Origin of the sequence: Providencia sp. R33 (genome assembly GCF_019343475.1) — a bacterium.
Taxonomy (GTDB): domain Bacteria; phylum Pseudomonadota; class Gammaproteobacteria; order Enterobacterales; family Enterobacteriaceae; genus Providencia.
The window spans coordinates 2,670,150-2,690,228 of record NZ_CP072453.1 but is presented as its reverse complement, the minus strand read 5'-3'; the positions used below and the strand labels follow the sequence as shown (position 1 = coordinate 2,690,228).

Annotated in this window: 17 protein-coding genes; all 17 read left to right on the top strand. The window is 43.7% G+C overall.

The annotated features are described in order from the left end of the window. Positions 1-66: 66 nt before the first annotated feature. The 17 genes from pyrH to tilS all read left to right on the top strand — a co-directional run bounded on the left by pyrH (position 67) and on the right by tilS (position 20,064). Positions 67-795, top strand: a complete 729-nt coding sequence (gene pyrH / locus J6836_RS12655; RefSeq protein ID WP_206083748.1) for a UMP kinase — start codon at positions 67-69, stop codon at positions 793-795. Positions 796-903: 108 nt separating this feature from the next. Then, positions 904-1,461, top strand: coding sequence for a ribosome recycling factor (frr, locus tag J6836_RS12650; RefSeq protein ID WP_219244388.1), 558 nt, complete (start codon positions 904-906; stop codon positions 1,459-1,461). A 147-nt stretch (positions 1,462-1,608) separates the two neighbouring features. Then, positions 1,609-2,802 carry a 1-deoxy-D-xylulose-5-phosphate reductoisomerase gene (gene ispC, locus J6836_RS12645; protein ID WP_219244387.1) on the top strand — a complete coding sequence of 398 codons (1,194 nt, stop codon included), beginning with the start codon at positions 1,609-1,611 and terminating at the stop codon, positions 2,800-2,802. A gap of 186 nt (positions 2,803-2,988) precedes the next feature. Further along, positions 2,989-3,741, top strand: a complete 753-nt coding sequence (gene uppS / locus J6836_RS12640) for a polyprenyl diphosphate synthase (RefSeq protein ID WP_219244386.1) — start codon at positions 2,989-2,991, stop codon at positions 3,739-3,741. A gap of 12 nt (positions 3,742-3,753) precedes the next feature. Further along, a complete protein-coding gene (gene cdsA, locus J6836_RS12635) occupies positions 3,754-4,614 on the top strand; it encodes a phosphatidate cytidylyltransferase (RefSeq protein ID WP_219244385.1) in 861 nt (286 codons plus the stop codon). Positions 4,615-4,622: 8 nt separating this feature from the next. Then, a complete protein-coding gene (rseP, locus tag J6836_RS12630; RefSeq protein ID WP_219244384.1) occupies positions 4,623-5,975 on the top strand; it encodes a sigma E protease regulator RseP in 1,353 nt (450 codons plus the stop codon). A 41-nt stretch (positions 5,976-6,016) separates the two neighbouring features. Beyond that, positions 6,017-8,431, top strand: a complete 2,415-nt coding sequence (gene bamA, locus J6836_RS12625) for an outer membrane protein assembly factor BamA (RefSeq protein ID WP_219244383.1) — start codon at positions 6,017-6,019, stop codon at positions 8,429-8,431. Positions 8,432-8,520: 89 nt separating this feature from the next. Then, on the top strand, positions 8,521-9,015 hold the full coding sequence (gene skp, locus J6836_RS12620) for a molecular chaperone Skp (RefSeq protein WP_219244382.1): 495 nt from the start codon (positions 8,521-8,523) through the stop codon (positions 9,013-9,015). Positions 9,016-9,018: 3 nt separating this feature from the next. Beyond that, a complete protein-coding gene (gene lpxD / locus J6836_RS12615) occupies positions 9,019-10,056 on the top strand; it encodes a UDP-3-O-(3-hydroxymyristoyl)glucosamine N-acyltransferase (RefSeq protein WP_219244381.1) in 1,038 nt (345 codons plus the stop codon). 129 nt (positions 10,057-10,185) lie between these two features. After that, positions 10,186-10,638, top strand: coding sequence for a 3-hydroxyacyl-ACP dehydratase FabZ (gene fabZ, locus J6836_RS12610; RefSeq protein ID WP_219244380.1), 453 nt, complete (start codon positions 10,186-10,188; stop codon positions 10,636-10,638). 1 nt (position 10,639) lies between these two features. Further along, positions 10,640-11,437, top strand: coding sequence for an acyl-ACP--UDP-N-acetylglucosamine O-acyltransferase (gene lpxA / locus J6836_RS12605; RefSeq protein ID WP_219244379.1), 798 nt, complete (start codon positions 10,640-10,642; stop codon positions 11,435-11,437). Between the two features lie 52 nt (positions 11,438-11,489). After that, entirely contained in the window at positions 11,490-12,641 is a 1,152-nt protein-coding gene (gene lpxB / locus J6836_RS12600; RefSeq protein ID WP_219244378.1) for a lipid-A-disaccharide synthase, read from the top strand. Beyond that, entirely contained in the window at positions 12,641-13,234 is a 594-nt protein-coding gene (gene rnhB, locus J6836_RS12595) for a ribonuclease HII (protein WP_219244377.1), read from the top strand. Before lpxB ends, rnhB begins: the two co-directional genes overlap by 1 nt. 11 nt (positions 13,235-13,245) lie before the next feature. Further along, positions 13,246-16,728: a DNA polymerase III subunit alpha gene (dnaE, locus tag J6836_RS12590; RefSeq protein ID WP_219244376.1), complete on the top strand. Its 3,483-nt coding sequence runs from the start codon at positions 13,246-13,248 to the stop codon at positions 16,726-16,728. A 12-nt stretch (positions 16,729-16,740) separates the two neighbouring features. Continuing rightward, positions 16,741-17,700, top strand: a complete 960-nt coding sequence (accA, locus tag J6836_RS12585) for an acetyl-CoA carboxylase carboxyl transferase subunit alpha (RefSeq protein ID WP_219244375.1) — start codon at positions 16,741-16,743, stop codon at positions 17,698-17,700. Between the two features lie 110 nt (positions 17,701-17,810). Then, positions 17,811-18,707 carry a DMT family transporter gene (locus J6836_RS12580; RefSeq protein ID WP_219244374.1) on the top strand — a complete coding sequence of 299 codons (897 nt, stop codon included), beginning with the start codon at positions 17,811-17,813 and terminating at the stop codon, positions 18,705-18,707. A gap of 4 nt (positions 18,708-18,711) precedes the next feature. Beyond that, complete coding sequence (gene tilS, locus J6836_RS12575; protein ID WP_219244373.1) at positions 18,712-20,064, top strand: tRNA lysidine(34) synthetase TilS; 1,353 nt, start codon at positions 18,712-18,714, stop codon at positions 20,062-20,064. The last annotated feature ends 15 nt before the right edge of the window (positions 20,065-20,079 follow it).

The following is a 20,079-nucleotide window of genomic DNA, read 5'->3' as shown; positions in this document are numbered from 1 at the left end:
AGGTATGTAGAACCTGAGTGTTCTGCGTATGTTACCCCAATAAATAATCTGTTAGGACAGAACACCATGGCTACCAATGCAAAACCCGTTTATCAGCGTATTCTGCTTAAATTAAGTGGCGAAGCCTTACAAGGCGCAGAAGGTTTTGGTATCGATGCTAGCGTTTTAGATCGTATGGCTCAGGAAATCAAAGAACTCATAGAACTGGGTATACAGGTCGGTGTGGTTATTGGCGGTGGTAACCTGTTTCGTGGTGCTGGTTTGGCACAAGCTGGTATGAACCGTGTTGTCGGTGACCACATGGGTATGCTAGCCACGGTGATGAACGGACTCGCGATGCGCGATGCTTTGCACCGTGCTTATGTGAATGCAAGACTGATGTCTGCAATTCCATTAAACGGCGTCTGTGATAATTACAGCTGGGCGGAAGCCATTAGCTTACTACGTCACGGCCGTGTTGTTATTTTTTCTGCGGGAACAGGTAATCCATTCTTTACAACAGACTCTGCGGCGTGTTTACGCGGTATTGAAATTGAAGCAGATGTTGTGTTAAAAGCCACAAAAGTAGATGGCGTCTATTCCGCTGATCCAGCAAAAGACCCAGATGCTGTATTGTATGAAAATCTGAATTATCAAGAAGTTTTGGAGCGTGAGTTAAAAGTGATGGACTTAGCAGCCTTCACATTGGCCCGTGACCATAACTTACCAATCCGTGTTTTCAATATGAATAAACCGGGTGCATTACGCCGTGTTGTCATGGGCGAAAACGAAGGTACTCTGATTTCTCACAACTAATACTCAGAGACACGGCCTGAGTTTAAATGTATTATCTAAGATAAATTCAGACAATTTAAGCGAGGTCGCATTGCGGCCTTTAATAATCAGTTCTTAAGGGTTGAAAACGTGATTAACGAAATCCAAAAAGATGCTCAAGACCGTATGGAAAAGAGCCTCGAAGCATTCAAAAATCAAATCAGTAAAGTTCGTACAGGCCGTGCATCACCAAGCCTGTTAGACGGTATCAACGTTGAATATTATGGCTCAGCGACCCCACTGCGCCAATTAGCTAACGTGACGGTTGAAGATTCACGTACATTAGCTATTTCTGTTTTTGACCGTAGCATGTCACCTGCGATTGAAAAAGCGATTATGGCGTCTGATTTAGGTCTGAACCCATCTTCTGCGGGTACCGTTATCCGTGTTCCACTTCCTCCGTTAACGGAAGAGCGTCGTAAAGACTTAATTAAAGTTGTTCGTGGTGAAGCAGAACAAGGTCGTATCGCTGTTCGTAACGTACGCCGTGATGCTAACGATAAAGTTAAAGCGCTGCTAAAAGATAAAGAAATCAGTGAAGATGATGAACGTCGTTCGCAAGATGACATTCAAAAGCTGACTGATAACTACATCAAGAAAGTTGATGAATCATTAGCACAAAAAGAAGCAGAATTGATGGAGTTTTAATCCATCATAATGGTAAAGCCACCAATGCATACTCAAAAAGTGTGCGTTAGCGTGGCTTTATTATTTTTCGTACCCATTAAAAAATCCTTTCTTATCACTAAGCTGATATAATCTCAGTATTGAATTAATACAGAGTATCCGATCACTATGAAACGTCTGACAGTCCTGGGTTCAACAGGTTCAATTGGTACTAATACACTTTCTGTTGTTCGTCAAAATCCTGAAAAATTCCAAGTTCTTGCCCTAGTTGCAGGTAAAAATGTTGCCGAAATGGCAAAGCAATGCCTTGAGTTTAATCCGAAATATGCCGCCATGGCGGATGAGTCATCGGCGAAGGCATTACGGGCAATTTTGACTGAAAATAATAACAAAACAGAAGTATTATCTGGTAAACAAGCAGCGATTGATCTTGCCGGCCTTGATGATGCAGACCAAGTAATGTCAGCAATTACGGGTGTCGCTGGGCTATTACCTACCTTGGCGGCGATCCGCAAAGGCAAAAGAATATTATTAGCGAATAAAGAGTCTTTGATTACCAGTGGCCGTTTATTCTTTAATGAGATTCGTCAGCATAATGCATCAGTCTTTCCAATTGATAGTGAGCATAATGCAATCTTCCAAAGTTTGCCTGAAATTATTCAGCTCAACTTAGGTTTTGCTGATTTAACGGCTTCAGGTATTTCTAGTATTGTTTTAACTGGCTCAGGTGGCCCGTTCAGAGAAACGCCATTATCGCACTTTGATAACGTGATGCCTGATGAAGCCTGTAATCACCCAAACTGGTCAATGGGACGTAAAATCTCTGTTGATTCAGCGACAATGATGAATAAAGGGCTAGAATATATCGAAGCCTGCTATTTCTTCAATGCAAATGCTGATCAAATGGAGGTGATTATTCACCCTCAATCAGTGATCCACTCAATGGTAAGATATCGTGATGGCAGTGTAATCGCACAGCTTGGTACACCCGATATGCGCACGCCGATTTCGTATAGTATGGCCTACCCACAGCGTATTATTTCAGGTGCAAAACCGCTTGATTTTGCTACCCTTTCATCATTAACATTTGTGCAACCAGATTACCAGCGTTACCCATGCTTGAAACTGGCGATTGATGCTTGTCACCAAGGTCAAGCAGCAACAACGGCGCTGAATGGGGCAAATGAAATGACGGTTGCGGCGTTCCTTGAAGGGAAAATTCGCTTTACTGATATCGCGAAAATTAATCACAAAATATTAGAAAACCAAGTTTTTTCTGAACCTGTTTCTATTGAAGAGGTCTTAGAAATCGACGAATGTGCGCGCCGCGATGCGGCAAAAATAATCGCTCAGACAGTTTAAGCTTGGTATATGATTTATTTAGTTGCTGATAACCATAATTTATCTTTAATATGTGATGCGTTTAAAAAAAGAAAGATAACCTAGTATTTAGCAGAGAATTAAGGATGTGTCTTATCAGCAAACTTAATAATAGTGGTTATTATTGAGTGGAATTCTCAAAGCGGTACTTACAAGGATTAACATTTAATGAACTCTAGTGGTGAAAATCTCTCTGAATCGATGATGCCTAAGCATGTCGCTATCATTATGGATGGTAATGGGCGATGGGCAAAGCAGAGAGGAAAGCTCAGAATAACAGGCCATAAGGCAGGTGTTGAATCTGTACGTAATTCTGTGCGTTTTGCGGTAAAAAATAAAATTAGCTCGCTCACACTTTATGCATTTAGTAGTGAAAATTGGAGACGTCCTGAAAAAGAAGTCAGTTCTTTGATGGAATTATTCGTTTTTGCGCTCGATAATGAAGTCAAAAACCTACACAAGAACAATGTTAAATTAAAAGTGATAGGGGATATCGACCGTTTTAGCGAGCGCTTGAGAAAACGCATTGATAAAGCAGAAGCATTAACGCAAAACAATACAGGCTTAAAACTCAATATTGCGGCGAACTATGGCGGACGCTGGGATATCGCCAACAGTGTGAAGCAAGTCTTTGCCAAAGTGCAAAGTGGTGAGCTTTCGATTGATGATATCAATGAAGACGCTATTAATAACTCAATCTGTATGCATGACCAAGAGTGTGTCGACTTAGTCATCAGAACAGGGGGAGAACATCGAATTAGCAACTTCCTATTATGGCAAGTCGCTTATGCGGAATTTTATTTCACCAACGTTTTGTGGCCAGATTTTGATGAAATGGTGTTTCAAGATGCGGTTGATGCATTTAGTAAGCGCGAGCGTCGTTATGGTGGGGCTGAATCAGATGACGAACTCGTCAAATAATAGGGGATAGATGTGCTGAAATATCGTTTGCTTACTGCGATAGTATTAATACCAATTGTTATTGCGGCGTTGTTTTTACTTTCTCCAGCGAATTTTGGTTTAGTGGTGATTGCTGTTTCTGCTCTCGGTGCTTGGGAATGGGCGCAATTTGCAGGGTGGCACTCACAGGTTAAGCGTGTTGGCTTAGCCATTGTTTTTGCAGCAATCTTGTTGGCAATGCAATTTTCAATCCCTGACATTACATCCTTATCCAATGCGCCAATAATTCTTTATGGATTATGGGCAGGGCTTGTGTGGTGGGTTGCCGCTATTGTGCTTGTTGTGACTTACCCTGCCTCCGCGTCTTGGGGTAAATCTGTTATTATTCGCTTATTATTTGGCGTATTAACCATAATCCCTTTCTATTGCGGAATGATGGCACTACGTACTGTAGGCTACCAGAATGACACGGCTATTGGTGCATGGTGGTTGCTGTATGTCATGTTGCTGGTGTGGGGGGCTGACTCAGGAGCCTACGCATTTGGGCGTACAATCGGCCGTAATAAAATGGCACCGAAGGTCTCACCAGGTAAAACGTGGGAAGGCCTCGTTGGTGGTTTAATCACTGCAGGGGTCATTTCTTGGGTATTTAGTGCATATGCGCCGATCCCTGCTATGCCAGATTATTTGTTAGTGACTTCAATTATTGTTGTTGTAGTATCTGTGTTTGGTGATTTAACTGAAAGTATGTTTAAGCGCCAATCCGGTATTAAAGACAGTAGCCATTTAATTCCCGGTCATGGTGGTATTCTTGACCGTATTGATAGCCTAACAGCGGCAATTCCAGTATTTGCTGGGCTGAATTTGTTAATTTTTAACGGCTTTGGTCTGTAGGAAGATAAATGGGATTTATTTGGAGCTTAGCGGCATTTATTATTGCAATTGGTGTGCTAATTACTGTACACGAATTTGGCCATTATTGGGTCGCTCGCCGCTGCGGCGTTTATGTTGAGCGTTTCTCAATTGGTTTTGGTAAAACGCTGTGGCGCAAAGTAGACAAACACGGTACTGAGTTTGTCCTTGCGCTCATCCCATTGGGCGGTTATGTCAAAATGCTGGATGAGCGTGTTGGTGCGGTTTCACCTGAACGCCGACATGAAGCATTTAATAATAAAACTGTTGGGCAACGTGCCGCAATTATTAGTGCAGGTCCAATTGCGAACTTTTTACTGGCTATTGTTGTCTATTGGATAGTCTTTATGATTGGTGTTCCTTCTGTGAAGCCAATCATTGCGGATATAAAGCCAGGTTCAATTGCAGCAGCTGCAAATTTTGAACCAAAAATGGAACTAAAATCCATTGATGGTATCGAAACACCTGATTGGAATTCAGCGCGTTTAGCATTAGTGGCTAAAATTGGCGACCGCGGGTTAACCGCGGAAGTGTTACCACAAGGGTATAATGAGCCAATTACCAAAACAGTTGATTTAACTGATTGGAAATTTGACCCTGAGAAACAAGACCCGATTTTGTCTATTGGCATCATGCCAGTATCAGTCAGAATTGATCCTGTGATTCAGAAAGTAACTGCAGGTCAGGCTGGTGAACGTGCGGGGTTAATTCCGGGCGATAGAATTTTGAGTGTTAACGGCGAGGAACTTGGGTATTGGAACCCAGTGACTCGAATTATTCGTATGAATCCGGGAACGCCATTAAAGTTAGAAATTGAACGTTCTTCGCAGCGTGTTTCACTCACCTTAACGCCAGATAGCCAAGATGGGCAGCGTGGTGAGAAAATTGGATTTGCGGGTGTAGAACTTTCAGTGTTACCGTTAGCAGATGAATATAAAATGGTGCAGCAATATGGGCCATTTTCTGCGTTTTACCAAGCAAGTGATAAAACGTGGCAGTTGATGAAGCTAACAGTCAACATGATGGGTAAATTAGTTGTTGGGGATGTCAAACTCAACAACTTAAGCGGTCCGATATCTATCGCGAAAGGAGCGGGGGTATCCGCCGAATCAGGCTTGGTGTATTATTTGATGTTTATTGCGCTTATTAGCGTGAATTTAGGTATCATCAATCTGTTTCCATTGCCTGTTTTAGATGGGGGGCATTTGCTCTTCTTATTAATTGAAAAAATTAAGGGAAGTCCAGTGTCTGAGCGAGTACAAGACTTTAGTTTTCGGATAGGTGCAATGGCATTGATTCTGTTAATGGGACTTGCACTTTTTAATGATTTCTCTCGCTTCTAATTTTGTAAGCCGGGGACCAGTAAGGAATACGCATAACAACGATGGCGATGAAAAAGTTGCTCATAGCGTCGCTGCTTCTAGGCAGCGCCACTGCATACGGTTCAGACGGATTCGTAGTTAAAGACATTCGTTTCGAAGGTCTACAACGCGTCGCCGTTGGTGCAGCATTATTGAACATGCCTGTTAGGGTGGGCGATTCGATTGATAACGACGATATCAGTCGTTCAATTCGTTCTCTATTCTCAACCGGTAACTTCGAAGATGTTAGGGTCCTGCGTGATGGAAACACGCTGATCGTTCAAGTTAAAGAGCGGCCAACCATCGCAAGCATCACGTTTACAGGTAATAAATCTGTTAAAGACGATATGCTCAAGCAGAACTTGGAGGCTTCAAATATTCGCGTGGGTGAGGCACTTGACCGCACAACAATCGCGAATATTGAAAAAGGCTTAGAAGACTTTTACTACAGTGTGGGTAAATACAACGCGACAGTTAAAGCCGTTGTGACGCCATTACCGCGCAACCGTGTCGATTTAAAATTTGTGTTCTCCGAAGGTGTATCTGCACAAATTCAGCAGATTAACATCGTGGGTAACAAAAACTACACGACCGCTGAATTGGTTAACAAGCTGCAATTGCGTGATGATGTACCATGGTGGAACCTTGCGGCTGACCAAAAATATCAGAAGCAAAAACTGGCGGGCGACTTAGAAACGTTACGCAGTTTCTACCTTGATCGCGGTTATGCACGCTTTAATATTGATTCTACCCAAGTCAGTCTGACTCCAGACAAAAAAGGCATTTATATCACGATTAACATTACTGAAGGCGACCAGTACAAAATTTCTGGCGTTGAAATTAATGGTAATACGGCTGAACATTTAAATGAAATCAAAGAGCTGATCACGATTACACCGGGTGAGTTATACAACGGTGCGCAAGTGACTCGAATGGAAAACCAGATCAAAGAATTGTTTGGTCGTTACGGTTATGCCTATCCACGAGTGATGACTCAGCCTGAAATTAACGACGCAGATAAAACCGTTAAATTGCACCTGAATGTTGATGCAGGTAACCGTTTCTACGTTCGTGAAATTCGCTTCCAAGGTAATGACACCAGTAAAGATACCGTTCTGCGTCGTGAAATGCGTCAAATGGAAGGGGCATGGCTGGGTAACGACCTTGTTGAGCTAGGTAAAGAGCGTCTTAACCGTACTGGTTTCTTTGAAACCGTTGATGTTGAAACTCAGCGTGTACCGGGTAGCCCTGACCAAGTTGATGTTATCTATAAAGTTAAAGAACGTAATACAGGTTCGATGAACTTCGGTATCGGTTTCGGTACAGAAAGCGGCGTGAGCTTCCAAGTTGGTGTTACGCAAGATAACTGGTTAGGTACAGGTAACGCGGTTGGTATCAACGCAAGTAAAAATGACTATTCAACCAACGTTGAGTTCTCCTTTACTGACCCTTACTTCACCGTTAATGGTGTGAGCTTGGGTGGTCGTATTTTCTATAACGACTTTAGTGCGAAAGATGCTGACCTGTCTGGCTATAACAACAAAACGTATGGCTTAGATAGCTTCTTAAGTTTCCCATTCAATGAAAATAACTCTTTCCGTGTAGGTGCGGGTTATGTTCATAACAAACTGTCTGATATGCGTGCGCAAGCTGCGATGTGGGATTACCTTGATTCTATGGGTAAAAATCCACCAATCACAGAAAATGGCCGTAATAAAGAAAGCTTTGATGCGGATGACTTTACGCTTAACTTAGGTTGGACTTACAACTCGTTAAACCGTGGTTTCTTCCCAACGTCGGGTAACAAAACGAACGTCTCTGGTAAAGTGACTGTTCCAGGCTCTGATAACGAATACTATAAATTGCGTTTTGATACTGCGCAGTACTACCCATTAGATGAAGATGAAACTTGGGTTGTGCTGGGGCGTGCTCAAGCGGGTTACGGTGACGGTATTGGCAGTAAGCAAATGCCATTCTATGAAAACTTCTATGCGGGTGGTTCTAGCACCATTCGTGGTTTCCGCTCGAACAATATCGGTCCGAAAGCGGTTTACTTGAAGAAAGTTAATGGAAAAGATGGCCCAGAGCCAGGTAGCCCATCAAGTGATGCAGTCGGTGGTAACGCCATGTATGCAGCATCATTTGAGTTAATTACGCCTACGCCATTTATTGACGAGAAATATTCGAACTCTGTTCGTACCTCTCTCTTCGTGGATGCAGGTACAGTATGGGATACCAACTGGAACAGTATTCCATCTGATTGGCGTGCGGGTATGCCAGACTACGGTAAGGCGTCTAATATCCGCGCTTCAGCGGGTGTGGCTTTACAATGGATGTCCCCACTTGGACCACTGGTCTTCTCTTATGCGCAGCCGATTAAGGACTACGAAGGGGATAAATCAGAACAGTTCCAATTTAATATTGGTAGAACGTGGTAATCTACACCAGTTCCTATCTATGAAGGCTCCCATAATTTTATGGGAGCAACCAAAATTTCCAGCCATACATATGGGTTAAGGAGTTTAGTGTGAAAAAATTGTTGTGTGCAGCGGGTGTGAGTATTGCTTTAGCAATGTCTGCGGGTGCTTATGCTGAAAAAATCGCTATCGTAAACGTTGGTGAAATTTTCCAAAATATGCCTGCGCGTGAAGCCGTTGCTAAACAGCTTGAAAGCGAATTCAAGAGCCGTGCTACTGAATTGCAGAATCTGGAAAAAGACCTGCAATCACGCGTAGAAAAACTGCGTCGTGATGGTGCTACCATGAAGCAAAGTGAGCGCGAAAAACTTGAATCCGAACTCATGACTAAACGTGACGCTTTTGCTGAAAAAGCGCAGAAATTTGAAGAAGACAACCGTCGTCGTCAAGGTGAAGAGCGTAATAAAATTTTAACTCGTATTCAGGACTCTATTAAGTCTGTTGCTGCTAAAGAAGGCTACGATGTCGTTATCGATGCAAACGCGGTTGCGTATGCAAAAGATAGCATCGACATCACCAGTCAGGTTCAAAAACAGGTTAAATAATAGATGTCTTCAATTCGATTGGCTGACCTTGCTCAGCAGTTGAATGCACAATTACATGGTGATGGCGATATCGTCATCACCAGTATTGCTCCCATGCATTCAGCGAATAATCAACAGATAACTTTTTTATCTGATAGCCGTTACAGTGATAAATTGGCTGAATGCCAAGCTGCGGCGGTGGTCCTCACAGCAAAAGATCTCGAATCCTGTAAAGTGGCTGCACTGGTTGTTGATAACCCGTACCTCGCCTATGCACGGATGGCGCAAATCATGGATACCACGCCAAGTCCGGCTGAAGATATTCATGCATCCGCAGTGATTGCAGATGATGCAGCACTCGGTAAAAATGTCGCAATTGGCGCAAATGCCGTTATCGAAAGTGGTGTCATACTGGGCGATAACGTAGTAATTGGCGCAGGTTGCTTTGTGGGTAAAAACACGCGTATTGGGGCAGGAACCCGCTTATGGGCAAATGTCAGCGTTTACCACAATATTGAAATTGGCGAGCACTGCTTAGTGCAATCAGGTACCGTGATCGGCTCTGATGGCTTCGGCTACGCGAATGATCGTGGCAATTGGATCAAAATCCCTCAATTAGGCACCGTGATCATCGGAGATCGTGTTGAGATCGGCGCAAGTACAACAATTGACCGCGGCGCATTAGATAACACGGTAATTGGCAATGGGGTTATTATCGATAACCAGTGCCAAATTGCACATAATGTCATTATTGGTGATAATACCGCAGTTGCTGGCGGCGTAATTATGGCGGGTAGCTTAAAAATCGGCCGTTACTGTATGATTGGTGGCGCGAGCGTGATCAACGGTCATATGGAAATTTGCGATAAGGTCACAGTAACGGGAATGGGAATGGTCATGCGACCTATCACCGAACCAGGAGTTTATTCTTCAGGTATTCCTTTACAACCTAATAAAGTTTGGCGTAAAACAGCTGCTTTAGTCTTAAGTATCAATGAGATGAATAAGCGTCTGAAGAATGTTGAACGTGAATTAGATAGCCAAAATCAAAAAAATCAGTAATCATTTTGTAATTCAGGCTAAAATAGTTATCTGAGTTACGTTTTCCGGCCTGCCAGTTAACCTAATTTAAGGTTAAAGCAGGCCGATTCGTTAATAATAACCGTATTAATAGACAGGAAGAGTATTTCGATGAGTGATAATCATACTCTGAATATTGAAGAAATTTTAGAGCTCCTTCCACACCGTTACCCATTCCTTTTGGTTGACCGTGTTTTGGATTTTGAAGAAGGCAAATCTTTGCGTGCAGTTAAAAATGTTTCCTTCAACGAGCCATTTTTCCAAGGACATTTCCCTGGTAAACCGATTTTCCCGGGTGTTTTAATTTTAGAAGCGATGGCGCAAGCAACGGGTATCCTTGCATTTAAAAGCGTTGGAAAATTAGAGCCAGGCGAACTGTATTATTTTGCAGCGGTAGACAACGCACGTTTTAAACGTCCTGTTCAGCCTGGAGATCAAATGATCTTAGAAGTTGAATTTATTAAAGAACGTCGCGGAGTCGCACGTTTTAAAGGCGTTGCAAAAGTTGATGGAGAAGTGGCCTGCGAAGCAGAAATGATGTGCGCCCGTCGCCGTGAGGTCTGATATGATTGACAATACTGCCTATATCCATCCTTCATCCATCGTCGAAGATGGCGCAATCATTGGTGCCAATGTGCGTATTGGCCCTTTTTGTTATGTTGGCGCGAATGTTGAAATTGGCGAAGGCACAGAGCTGAAATCCCACGTTGTCGTTAACGGCCACACAAAAATTGGTCGCGATAATGTGATTTTTCAGTTTGCGTCTGTTGGTGAAGCTAACCAAGACCTGAAATACCAAGGTGAACCAACTCGCGTTGAAATTGGTGATAGAAACCGTATTAGAGAAAGTGTGACTATTCACCGTGGTACTGTCCAAGATGCAGGCTTAACAAAAGTGGGTGATGATAACCTGCTGATGGTTAACGTGCATATTGCTCACGATTGTATCATTGGTAATCGTTGCATTATTGCAAATAACGGGACGTTAGGCGGTCATGTCACATTAGGCGATTACGCTATTATTGGCGGTATGACAGCGGTTCACCAATTCTGCAAAATTGGTGCACACGTTATGGTTGGTGGTTGCTCTGGCGTGGCGCAAGATGTGCCGCCATATGTTATTGCACAAGGTAACCATGCAACACCGTTTGGTTTAAATCTTGAAGGTTTAAAACGTCGTGGTTTTGAAAAAGAATCACTGCATGCCATTCGTAATGCATACAAGACGTTATACCGTTCAGGTAAATCATTAGAAGAAGCGCGTGAAGAAATCGCAGAAGCAGGGAAAGTCAACGAACACGTTAAAGTGTTTAGTGATTTCTTAGAAGATTCTGCACAATCTAAGCGTGGTATTATCCGTTAATCACGGTGTTTGTGGTTAACGTGACTAGGCCTTTATTAAGGAGCGAATTTCGGTGATTGATAACCGTCCACTTACTATTGGCCTTGTTGCCGGAGAAACATCTGGCGATATCCTCGGTGCAGGGCTCATTCGTGCATTGAAAGAGCAAGTGCCTAATGCTCGCTTTGTTGGTGTTGCAGGCCCGCTGATGCAAGCGGAAGGCTGTGAAGCCTGGTACGAAATGGAAGAATTGGCCGTCATGGGAATTGTTGAAGTTCTCGGTCGGTTACCTCGCTTATTATCTATTCGTAAAGATTTAACCCAGCGTTTTACACAGTTACAACCCGATATTTTTGTCGGAATTGATGCCCCTGATTTCAATATCACCCTTGAAGGGCGCTTAAAAGCAAAAGGCATCAAAACTATTCATTACGTCAGCCCTTCAGTTTGGGCATGGCGCCAAAAACGCGTATTTAAAATCGGTCGTTCTACAAACCTAGTCTTAGCGTTTTTACCATTTGAAAAAGCATTTTATGACCGTTTTGATGTACCTTGTCGCTTTATCGGCCACACCATGGCGGATGCTATTCCCTTGCACCCTGATAAACTTGCTGCGCGAGCACGCCTAGGTATTCCCGAAAATGTAAAATGTCTCGCATTATTGCCAGGAAGCCGCCATTCAGAAGTGGAAATGTTGAGTGCTGATTTTTTAAAAACGGCGCAAATACTCCAACAACGCTTTCCTGATTTGCATATCGTGGTGCCACTGGTTAATGAAAAGCGCCGCCTGCAATTTGATACGATCAAAGCCACTGCTGTACCTGAGTTATCCGTACATATTCTTGATGGGCAAGCTCGTGATGCGATGATTGCTGCAGATGCGACACTGTTAGCCTCAGGAACCGCTGCTCTGGAATGCATGTTGACCAAATGCCCGATGGTGGTCGGTTACCGCATGAAACCATTCACTTTTTGGCTGGCTAAGCGCTTAGTTAAAACCCCGTATGTCTCCTTGCCGAATTTGCTGGCTGAAAAAGAAATTGTCAAAGAATTGCTGCAGGAAGAGTGCCAGCCAGAAAAATTGGCGCAAGAGCTTCTTCCATTATTGGAAGGTGGGGAACAGGTCAATCAACTAAAAGACACTTTTTTACATCTGCATCAATTGATCCGTTGTGATGCAGATAAACAAGCTGCAGAAGCAGTACTCGATTTGGTTAAAAATTAATGGAATTTATCTATCCCAAAGCCAATTTAATTGCTGGCGTTGATGAAGTTGGGCGTGGGCCATTAGTGGGCGCAGTTGTGACTGCCGCTGTGATCCTTGATCCCAATAACCCGATTGCAGGGCTCGCAGACTCGAAAAAACTCAGTGAAAAAAAGCGCGAGAAACTATTCGACGAAATCAAAGAAAAAGCCTTATGCTGGTGCATTGGTCGTGCAGAACCTGAAGAAATTGATAAAATAAATATATTACACGCGACGATGTTAGCCATGCAGCGTGCCGTTGCTGGGTTATCTATCGTCCCTGAATTTGTTTTAATTGATGGCAATCGCTGCCCTGAGCTGCCAATGCCTTCACAGGCAGTGGTCAAAGGCGATAGCCTTGTGCAAGAAATTAGCGCAGCATCCATTTTAGCGAAAGTGGTGCGGGATAGGGAAATGGTCGAGCTGGACAAAGCATTCCCAGAATATGGCTTTGCAAAGCATAAAGGCTACCCAACCGCATACCACTTAGAAAAATTGGCGCAGTATGGTGCAACCGAATTCCATCGTAAAAGCTTTGCGCCTGTGAGGCGAGCTTTAGACAGTCAAAAATAGGTATTTAATCGATGGTATCACCTCGTTTTATTCATTTGCGTGTGCACAGTGACTACTCGATGATTGACGGGCTCGCTAAAACGGGTCCATTGGTCAAAAAAGTGGCTGCAATGGGCATGCCTGCGTTTGCAATCACCGATTTTACTAACCTGTGTGGGTTAGTGAGATTCTACGGTGCTGCTCATGGAGCAGGTATCAAGCCGATCATTGGCGCGGATTTTTATGTAGAAAGCGAATTATTAGGCGATGAAATTTCTCACCTCACCATTCTTGCTCGTAATAATGAAGGATATCAAAACCTCACTCTCTTGATTTCAGAGGCTTACCAAAAGGGGTATGGCGCGGTAGGGCCAACAATTAAGCGTGAGTGGTTGGCGACTCATAAAGAAGGATTGATTCTACTTTCAGGTGGGCGTAAAGGGGATGTCGGGCAATTTTTATTACGGGGCAACCAAGCGCTTGTCGATGAGTGCCTTGAGTTTTATGAAACGCATTTTCCGGGCTGCTATTACCTTGAATTAGTGAGGACAGGCCGTCCCGACGAAGAAAGTTATCTTCATGCTGCCGTTGAGTTAGCCACGAAGAAAGGCCTGCCAGTTGTTGCAACCAACGAAGTCTGTTTTATTGAAAGTAGCGACTTTGATGCCCATGAAATTCGCGTTGCTATCCACGATGGTTTCACCCTAGCTGACCCCAAAAGACCGAAAAACTATAGCCCTCAGCAATACTTACGTACTGAAGAGGAAATGTGCGAGCTTTTTGCCGACATTCCTGAAGCGTTAGAAAACAGTGTAGAGATTGCTAAGCGTTGTAACGTTACGATTCGTCTTGGTGAATACTTCTTGCCGCAATTCCCAACTGGGGATATGAAAACAGAAGACTTTTTAGTCATGCGGTCAAAAGAAGGACTCGAAGAGCGCCTTGAATTTTTATTTCCTGACGAAAAAGTTCGCGCAGAAAAACGCCCTGCATACGATGAGCGTTTAGAAATTGAACTGAACGTGATTAACCAAATGGGGTTCCCTGGTTACTTCTTGATCGTGATGGAGTTTATCCAATGGTCAAAAGACAACGGTGTACCTGTTGGCCCAGGAAGGGGGTCTGGTGCAGGGTCATTAGTGGCTTATGCACTCAAAATTACAGACCTTGACCCATTAGAATTTGACCTTCTGTTTGAGCGTTTCTTAAACCCTGAACGGGTCTCGATGCCTGACTTTGACGTCGACTTTTGTATGGAGAAACGTGACCAAGTTATTGATCATGTGGCGCAAATGTACGGCCGTGATGCGGTATCACAAATTATTACCTTCGGTACGATGGCGGCAAAAGCGGTTATTCGTGACGTAGGGCGTGTCCTTGGTCACCCTTATGGTTTTGTGGATAGAATTTCTAAACTGGTTCCCCCTGATCCGGGAATGACATTAGAAAAAGCCTTTGAAGCCGAACCACAGCTTCCTGAAATTTACGAAGCCGATGAAGAAGTGAAAGCGCTGATTGATATGGCGCGTAAACTTGAAGGGGTGACACGAAACGCAGGTAAACATGCCGGTGGTGTGGTTATCGCACCAACCAAAATTACCGATTTTGCCCCACTGTATTGCGATGCAGAAGGGAACAACCCCGTTACGCAATTCGACAAAAACGACGTTGAATATGCAGGGTTAGTGAAGTTTGACTTCCTAGGTTTACGGACGCTAACGATCATTAACTGGGCGTTGGAGATGATCAACGCGCGCCGGGCTAAGAGCAACCAAGAACCGATTGATATTGCAACCATTCCATTACACGATCAAAAAAGTTTTGATATGTTGCAACGTTCTGAAACCACAGCGGTATTCCAGTTAGAATCCCGTGGAATGAAGGACTTAATTAAGCGGTTACGCCCTGACTGCTTCGAAGATATGATCGCTCTGGTGGCGTTATTCCGTCCAGGCCCGCTGCAATCAGGCATGGTTGATAACTTTATCGACCGTAAACATGGTCGTGAAGAGATTTCATACCCTGATGTAGAATGGCAACATGAATCGTTAAAGCCTGTTCTTGAGCCAACTTATGGTATTATTTTATACCAAGAACAGGTTATGCAGATTGCACAGGTTCTTGCGGGATATACCCTTGGTGGTGCGGATATGCTGCGCCGTGCAATGGGTAAAAAGAAACCGGAAGAGATGGCGAAGCAGCGTTCTGTTTTTGAAGAAGGTTCAATCAAAAACGGCGTTGATGGCGAATTGTCGATGAAAATCTTTGACTTGGTAGAGAAATTTGCCGGTTATGGGTTTAACAAATCGCACTCCGCAGCATATGCGTTAGTTTCTTACCAAACACTGTGGCTAAAAGCGCATTACCCTGCTGAATTTATGGCGGCAGTAATGACCGCGGATATGGATAATACAGAAAAAGTCGTTGGTTTAGTTGACGAATGCTGGCGAATGGGCTTAAAAGTATTGCCTCCAGATATCAATAGCGGGCTTTATCACTTCCATGTGAATGATGAAGGTGAGATAGTTTACGGTATTGGTGCGATTAAAGGGGTCGGTGAAGGTCCTATTGAAGCCATTGTTGAAGCACGCCAGCAAGGCGGAATTTTCAAAGAGATTTTTGACCTTTGTGCTCGGGTTGATATTAAAAAAATTAACCGCCGCGTGATGGAAAAATTGATCATGGCGGGGGCATTTGATCGCCTAGGCCCTCACCGTGCAGCGTTGATGTCATCCCTTGAGGATGCATTAAAAGCCGCCGATCAACATGCGAAAGCCGAAGCCATAGGCCAAGCCGATATGTTTGGTGTGTTAGCTGAAGCCCCAGAGCAAGTGGAAAGCTCGTATGCAAGCGTGCCAAAATGGCCAGAACAAGTGGTATTGGATGGGGAAAGGGAAACCCTTGGCTTATATTTAACGGGTCATCCAATAACGCGATACTTGAGTGAAATAGAACGCTATACTAATGGCCTTAGATTAAAAGATGTGAACCCAACCCCTCGTGGTCAAGTGACAACTGTGGTAGGTTTAGTACTTTCAGCTAAAGTCATTACAACCAAGCGTGGGAATAGAATTGGTATCTGTACGCTTGATGATCGTTCCGGTCGTCTGGATATTATGCTATTTTCAGATGCACTCGATAAATACCAACACATGTTGGAAAAAGACAATATCCTGATAGCCACCGGTCAGGTCAGCTTTGATGATTTCAATGGTGGTAATAAAATGACAGTGCGTGAGTTAATGGATATTAGTGAAGCAAGGGAGAAATATGCACGTGGACTTGCGATTTCACTGTCAGATAAACAAATTAACGATCAATTACTGAACCGGCTGCGCAGTACGCTTGAACCTCATCGTTCAGGCACTATCCCGGTTCATCTGTATTACCAGAAGGACGATGCCAGAGCCAAGCTTAAATTTGGCGTTGTTTGGCGTGTGACACCCGTGGATCCCCTTCTGAACGATCTTCGAACTCTGCTGGGTAGTGAGCAGGTAGAATTAGAATTTGACTAAAATAGGAATATTATGAGTCTGGATTTTCTTGATTTTGAACAGCCAATCGCGGAATTAGAGGCAAAAATTGACTCTCTAAAAGCCGTCAGCCGTCAAGATAACAATTTAGAGGTCAACCTCGATGAAGAGGTTGCTCGTTTACGTGAAAAAAGTGTTGAACTGACACGTAAAATTTTCTCTGATCTGGGTGCTTGGCAAATTGCTAAACTCGCTCGTCATCCACGCCGTCCTTATACACTGGACTACATCTCTCGCATTTTCACGGACTTCCAAGAATTAGCGGGTGATCGTGCTTATGCTGATGACAAAGCCATAGTCGGTGGCTTGGCGCGTTTAGATGGTCGTCCTGTTATGATTATTGGGCACCAAAAAGGGCGCGAAACGAAAGAAAAAATCCGTCGTAATTTTGGTATGCCAGCCCCTGAAGGTTACCGTAAGGCACTGCGCCTGATGGAACTGGCTGAGCGTTTTAATCTGCCTATTATCACTTTCATCGATACCCCGGGCGCATACCCAGGTGTTGGTGCAGAAGAGCGTGGTCAATCAGAAGCGATCGCGCGTAACCTACGTGAAATGTCACGTTTATCTGTCCCAGTGATTTGTACAGTCATTGGTGAGGGCGGTTCTGGTGGTGCGTTAGCCATTGGTGTGGGTGATAAAGTGAATATGCTGCAATACAGCACTTATTCGGTTATTTCCCCGGAAGGCTGTGCATCCATTCTGTGGAAAAGTGCAGACAAAGCCCCATTAGCTGCTGAAGCGATGGGAATTACTGCACCGCGCCTGAAAGAGCTAAAACTGATTGATAACGTGGTCTCTGAGCCTTTAGGTGGTGCGCATCGTAACTATGATGAAATCGCAGCTCACCTAAAAGCACGTATCACTGAAGATCTTAACGAACTGGAAGTATTAGATGCAGAAGCATTGAAAAACCGTCGTTATCAGCGCCTGATGGAATACGGTTATTGCTAATTTTTAGCGATTCATAGATTAAATAAAACGGGAGTTTGCTTTTGCCAACTCCCGTTTTTTATTGAACATTATTAATACTCACCTGCAAATAATAAAAAATAGGTATAAAAGTGCGACAATATCATTATTTGATTTATGCTTTTTCTTGCGTGTTGATTTGGAGTTTTATCCCGATCGTTTCACGCTTTGGGCAAGATGGAATGGATAGCTTTCAATTTCTATTTTGGTCAAACCTTATTTCGGTTATTGCCGTTATCAGCGTAGCATTGGCATCAGGCTATACACCTGCCAAATTATTTATTTTGCCCTGTGACATTGTAGCCAAAGTCTTTGTTCTTGGGTTTCTGGATTGCCTTTTTTATTTGCTGTTGTATTACGGTTATTCCATTGAAAATGGGATTGCTGTTTTGGTGATCCAATATAGCTGGCCACTAATTATTATTCTTTTATCGGTGGTGCTATTGAAAGACAGATTGTCGGGGCGGCAAATTATCGGAGTTATGGTTGGTTTTATTGCTGTTATCATCACTTTCACAAAAGGGCAAATCACTCAATTGTATGTGGATAACCCAACAGCCTTATTGTTGGTATTTAGCGGGGCATTTTGCTTTGCTTTAATGTCGGTATTTTCCCGCCAATATTCTATTGATCCTTATATAAGTACGGTTTGGTTATTTATCTTCTCGACATTAACTTCTTTGGTTCTCTTGTTGTCTTTGAGTGAAATGCAGTTACCACCTCAAGGTGCGTTGTGGCCGACGCTGATTAATGGGGTACTCATTAATGGCGTGTCGTATATCCTGTGGTTTAAAGCGATGAATGCAGGGAATTCGACAAAAATTGCCTCAGTGGTATTCTTATCACCGGTATTATCGGTCTTGTGGTTAGTGTTACTTTTAAGTGAGCCATTTGAAATAGCGTATATTATTGGGGTTATGTTAGTCATTATTTCAGGCGTTTTATGTGTTGGTGTAAAACGTCGTAGTCAACAATGGTCAAAAAGGTAAACGAATGGTGCAGCAATCATCCATGATCATCGAGCGAGTACGCGAAAAAATCGGTGATTATACAAAAATACTTGTTGGGTTTAGTGGCGGAATTGATTCGACAGTATTGCTGCATGCGCTTTATCAACTCAAGAAAAATCATAATTCGCGATTAATTATCCGAGCAATTCATATTCATCATGGTTTAAACTCGAAAGCAGATGCTTGGGAACAACATTGTGCACAGCTATGCCTTCAGTGGCAGATCCCTTTTATCTGCCACCATGTATTTGTTGACCCTAGCAAAAAAGGCATTGAGGCTGCCGCGCGTGATGCCCGTTATCAGGCCTACCGTGAAGCGCTTGAAATTAATGAAGTGTTGGTGACCGCTCAACATCTTGATGACCAAGCGGAAACATTTTTATTAGCTTTAAAGCGTGGAAGTGGTCCTGCGGGGCTATCATCAATGCCAGAATCTTTGCCTTTTATCGCAAAACACGGGGAAACTCAGTTGCTGCGGCCATTATTAACGGTCTCTCGTGTTGATTTAGAAGCTTACATGCAAGCGCAGCAATTGCCATGGGTGGAAGACGATAGCAACCAAGATGACCGCTATGATAGAAACTTCCTTCGGTTGCATATTTTACCGCGTTTAACCGCACGTTGGCCGCATATTTCCAATGCCATTGCGCGCAGTGCATCGCTATGTGCTGAGCAAGAATCGTTACTGGATGAATTATTGCAAGAAACACTTGAAGGCATGATGGATTACCGCGGAGGGTTGTTTATTGATGAACTGCAAAATTGTTCTGTCGCAAAACGCAACGCGTTGCTCCGTCGCTGGATTGGGTTGCATCAGCTTCCGATGCCACCTTTTAACCAGTTAGAACGTATCTGGCTAGAAGTAGCGCTTGCGCGGCAAGATGCCGAGCCTGTTTGTCGTCTAGGGCCGATTGAAGTTCGCCGTTACCAAGGCGCCTTGTGGGTGGTTCCTCGTATTGAAAACTTAGCAGGGCAGCAATATACGTGGTCATATCCCGCCACATTTGAACTGCCTGAATCCCTTGGCCGATTACAGGTCATGGAGGGGCAAGGGCAAATCCGCTCCCCAGAGCCTGATGAAAAAGTGACTGTGCGTTTTGGTTTACAAGGCTCGCTCAATATTGTGGGGCGGCATCGTTCAAGAAGCAGCAAAAAAATATGGCAGGAACTAGGGGTTGCGCCGTGGATGCGAGAACGTATTCCTCTGGTTTATTATAACGATAAATTGATTACAGCGGTGGGGTGTTTTATCACACCAGAAGGTTTTATTGGCGATGAGCTAGTTGGGATAGCGATAGATTGGCAGCAAGAGTCGAGTTTTCAGAGCGATTTCTAAAACAAGAAACCCCTT

Bases quoted from the DNA above. Each gene is read 5' to 3' on its own strand.
- fabZ (WP_219244380.1), top strand. From the start codon at position 10,186: ATGAGTGATAATCATACTCTGAATATTGAAGAAATTTTAGAGCTCCTT.
- accA (WP_219244375.1), top strand. From the start codon at position 16,741: ATGAGTCTGGATTTTCTTGATTTTGAACAGCCAATCGCGGAATTAGAG.
- ispC (WP_219244387.1), top strand. From the start codon at position 1,609: ATGAAACGTCTGACAGTCCTGGGTTCAACAGGTTCAATTGGTACTAAT.
- rnhB (WP_219244377.1), top strand. From the start codon at position 12,641: ATGGAATTTATCTATCCCAAAGCCAATTTAATTGCTGGCGTTGATGAA.
- dnaE (WP_219244376.1), top strand. From the start codon at position 13,246: ATGGTATCACCTCGTTTTATTCATTTGCGTGTGCACAGTGACTACTCG.
- tilS (WP_219244373.1), top strand. From the start codon at position 18,712: ATGGTGCAGCAATCATCCATGATCATCGAGCGAGTACGCGAAAAAATC.
- lpxD (WP_219244381.1), top strand. From the start codon at position 9,019: ATGTCTTCAATTCGATTGGCTGACCTTGCTCAGCAGTTGAATGCACAA.
- pyrH (WP_206083748.1), top strand. From the start codon at position 67: ATGGCTACCAATGCAAAACCCGTTTATCAGCGTATTCTGCTTAAATTA.
- bamA (WP_219244383.1), top strand. From the start codon at position 6,017: ATGGCGATGAAAAAGTTGCTCATAGCGTCGCTGCTTCTAGGCAGCGCC.
- uppS (WP_219244386.1), top strand. From the start codon at position 2,989: ATGAACTCTAGTGGTGAAAATCTCTCTGAATCGATGATGCCTAAGCAT.
- rseP (WP_219244384.1), top strand. From the start codon at position 4,623: ATGGGATTTATTTGGAGCTTAGCGGCATTTATTATTGCAATTGGTGTG.
- lpxA (WP_219244379.1), top strand. From the start codon at position 10,640: ATGATTGACAATACTGCCTATATCCATCCTTCATCCATCGTCGAAGAT.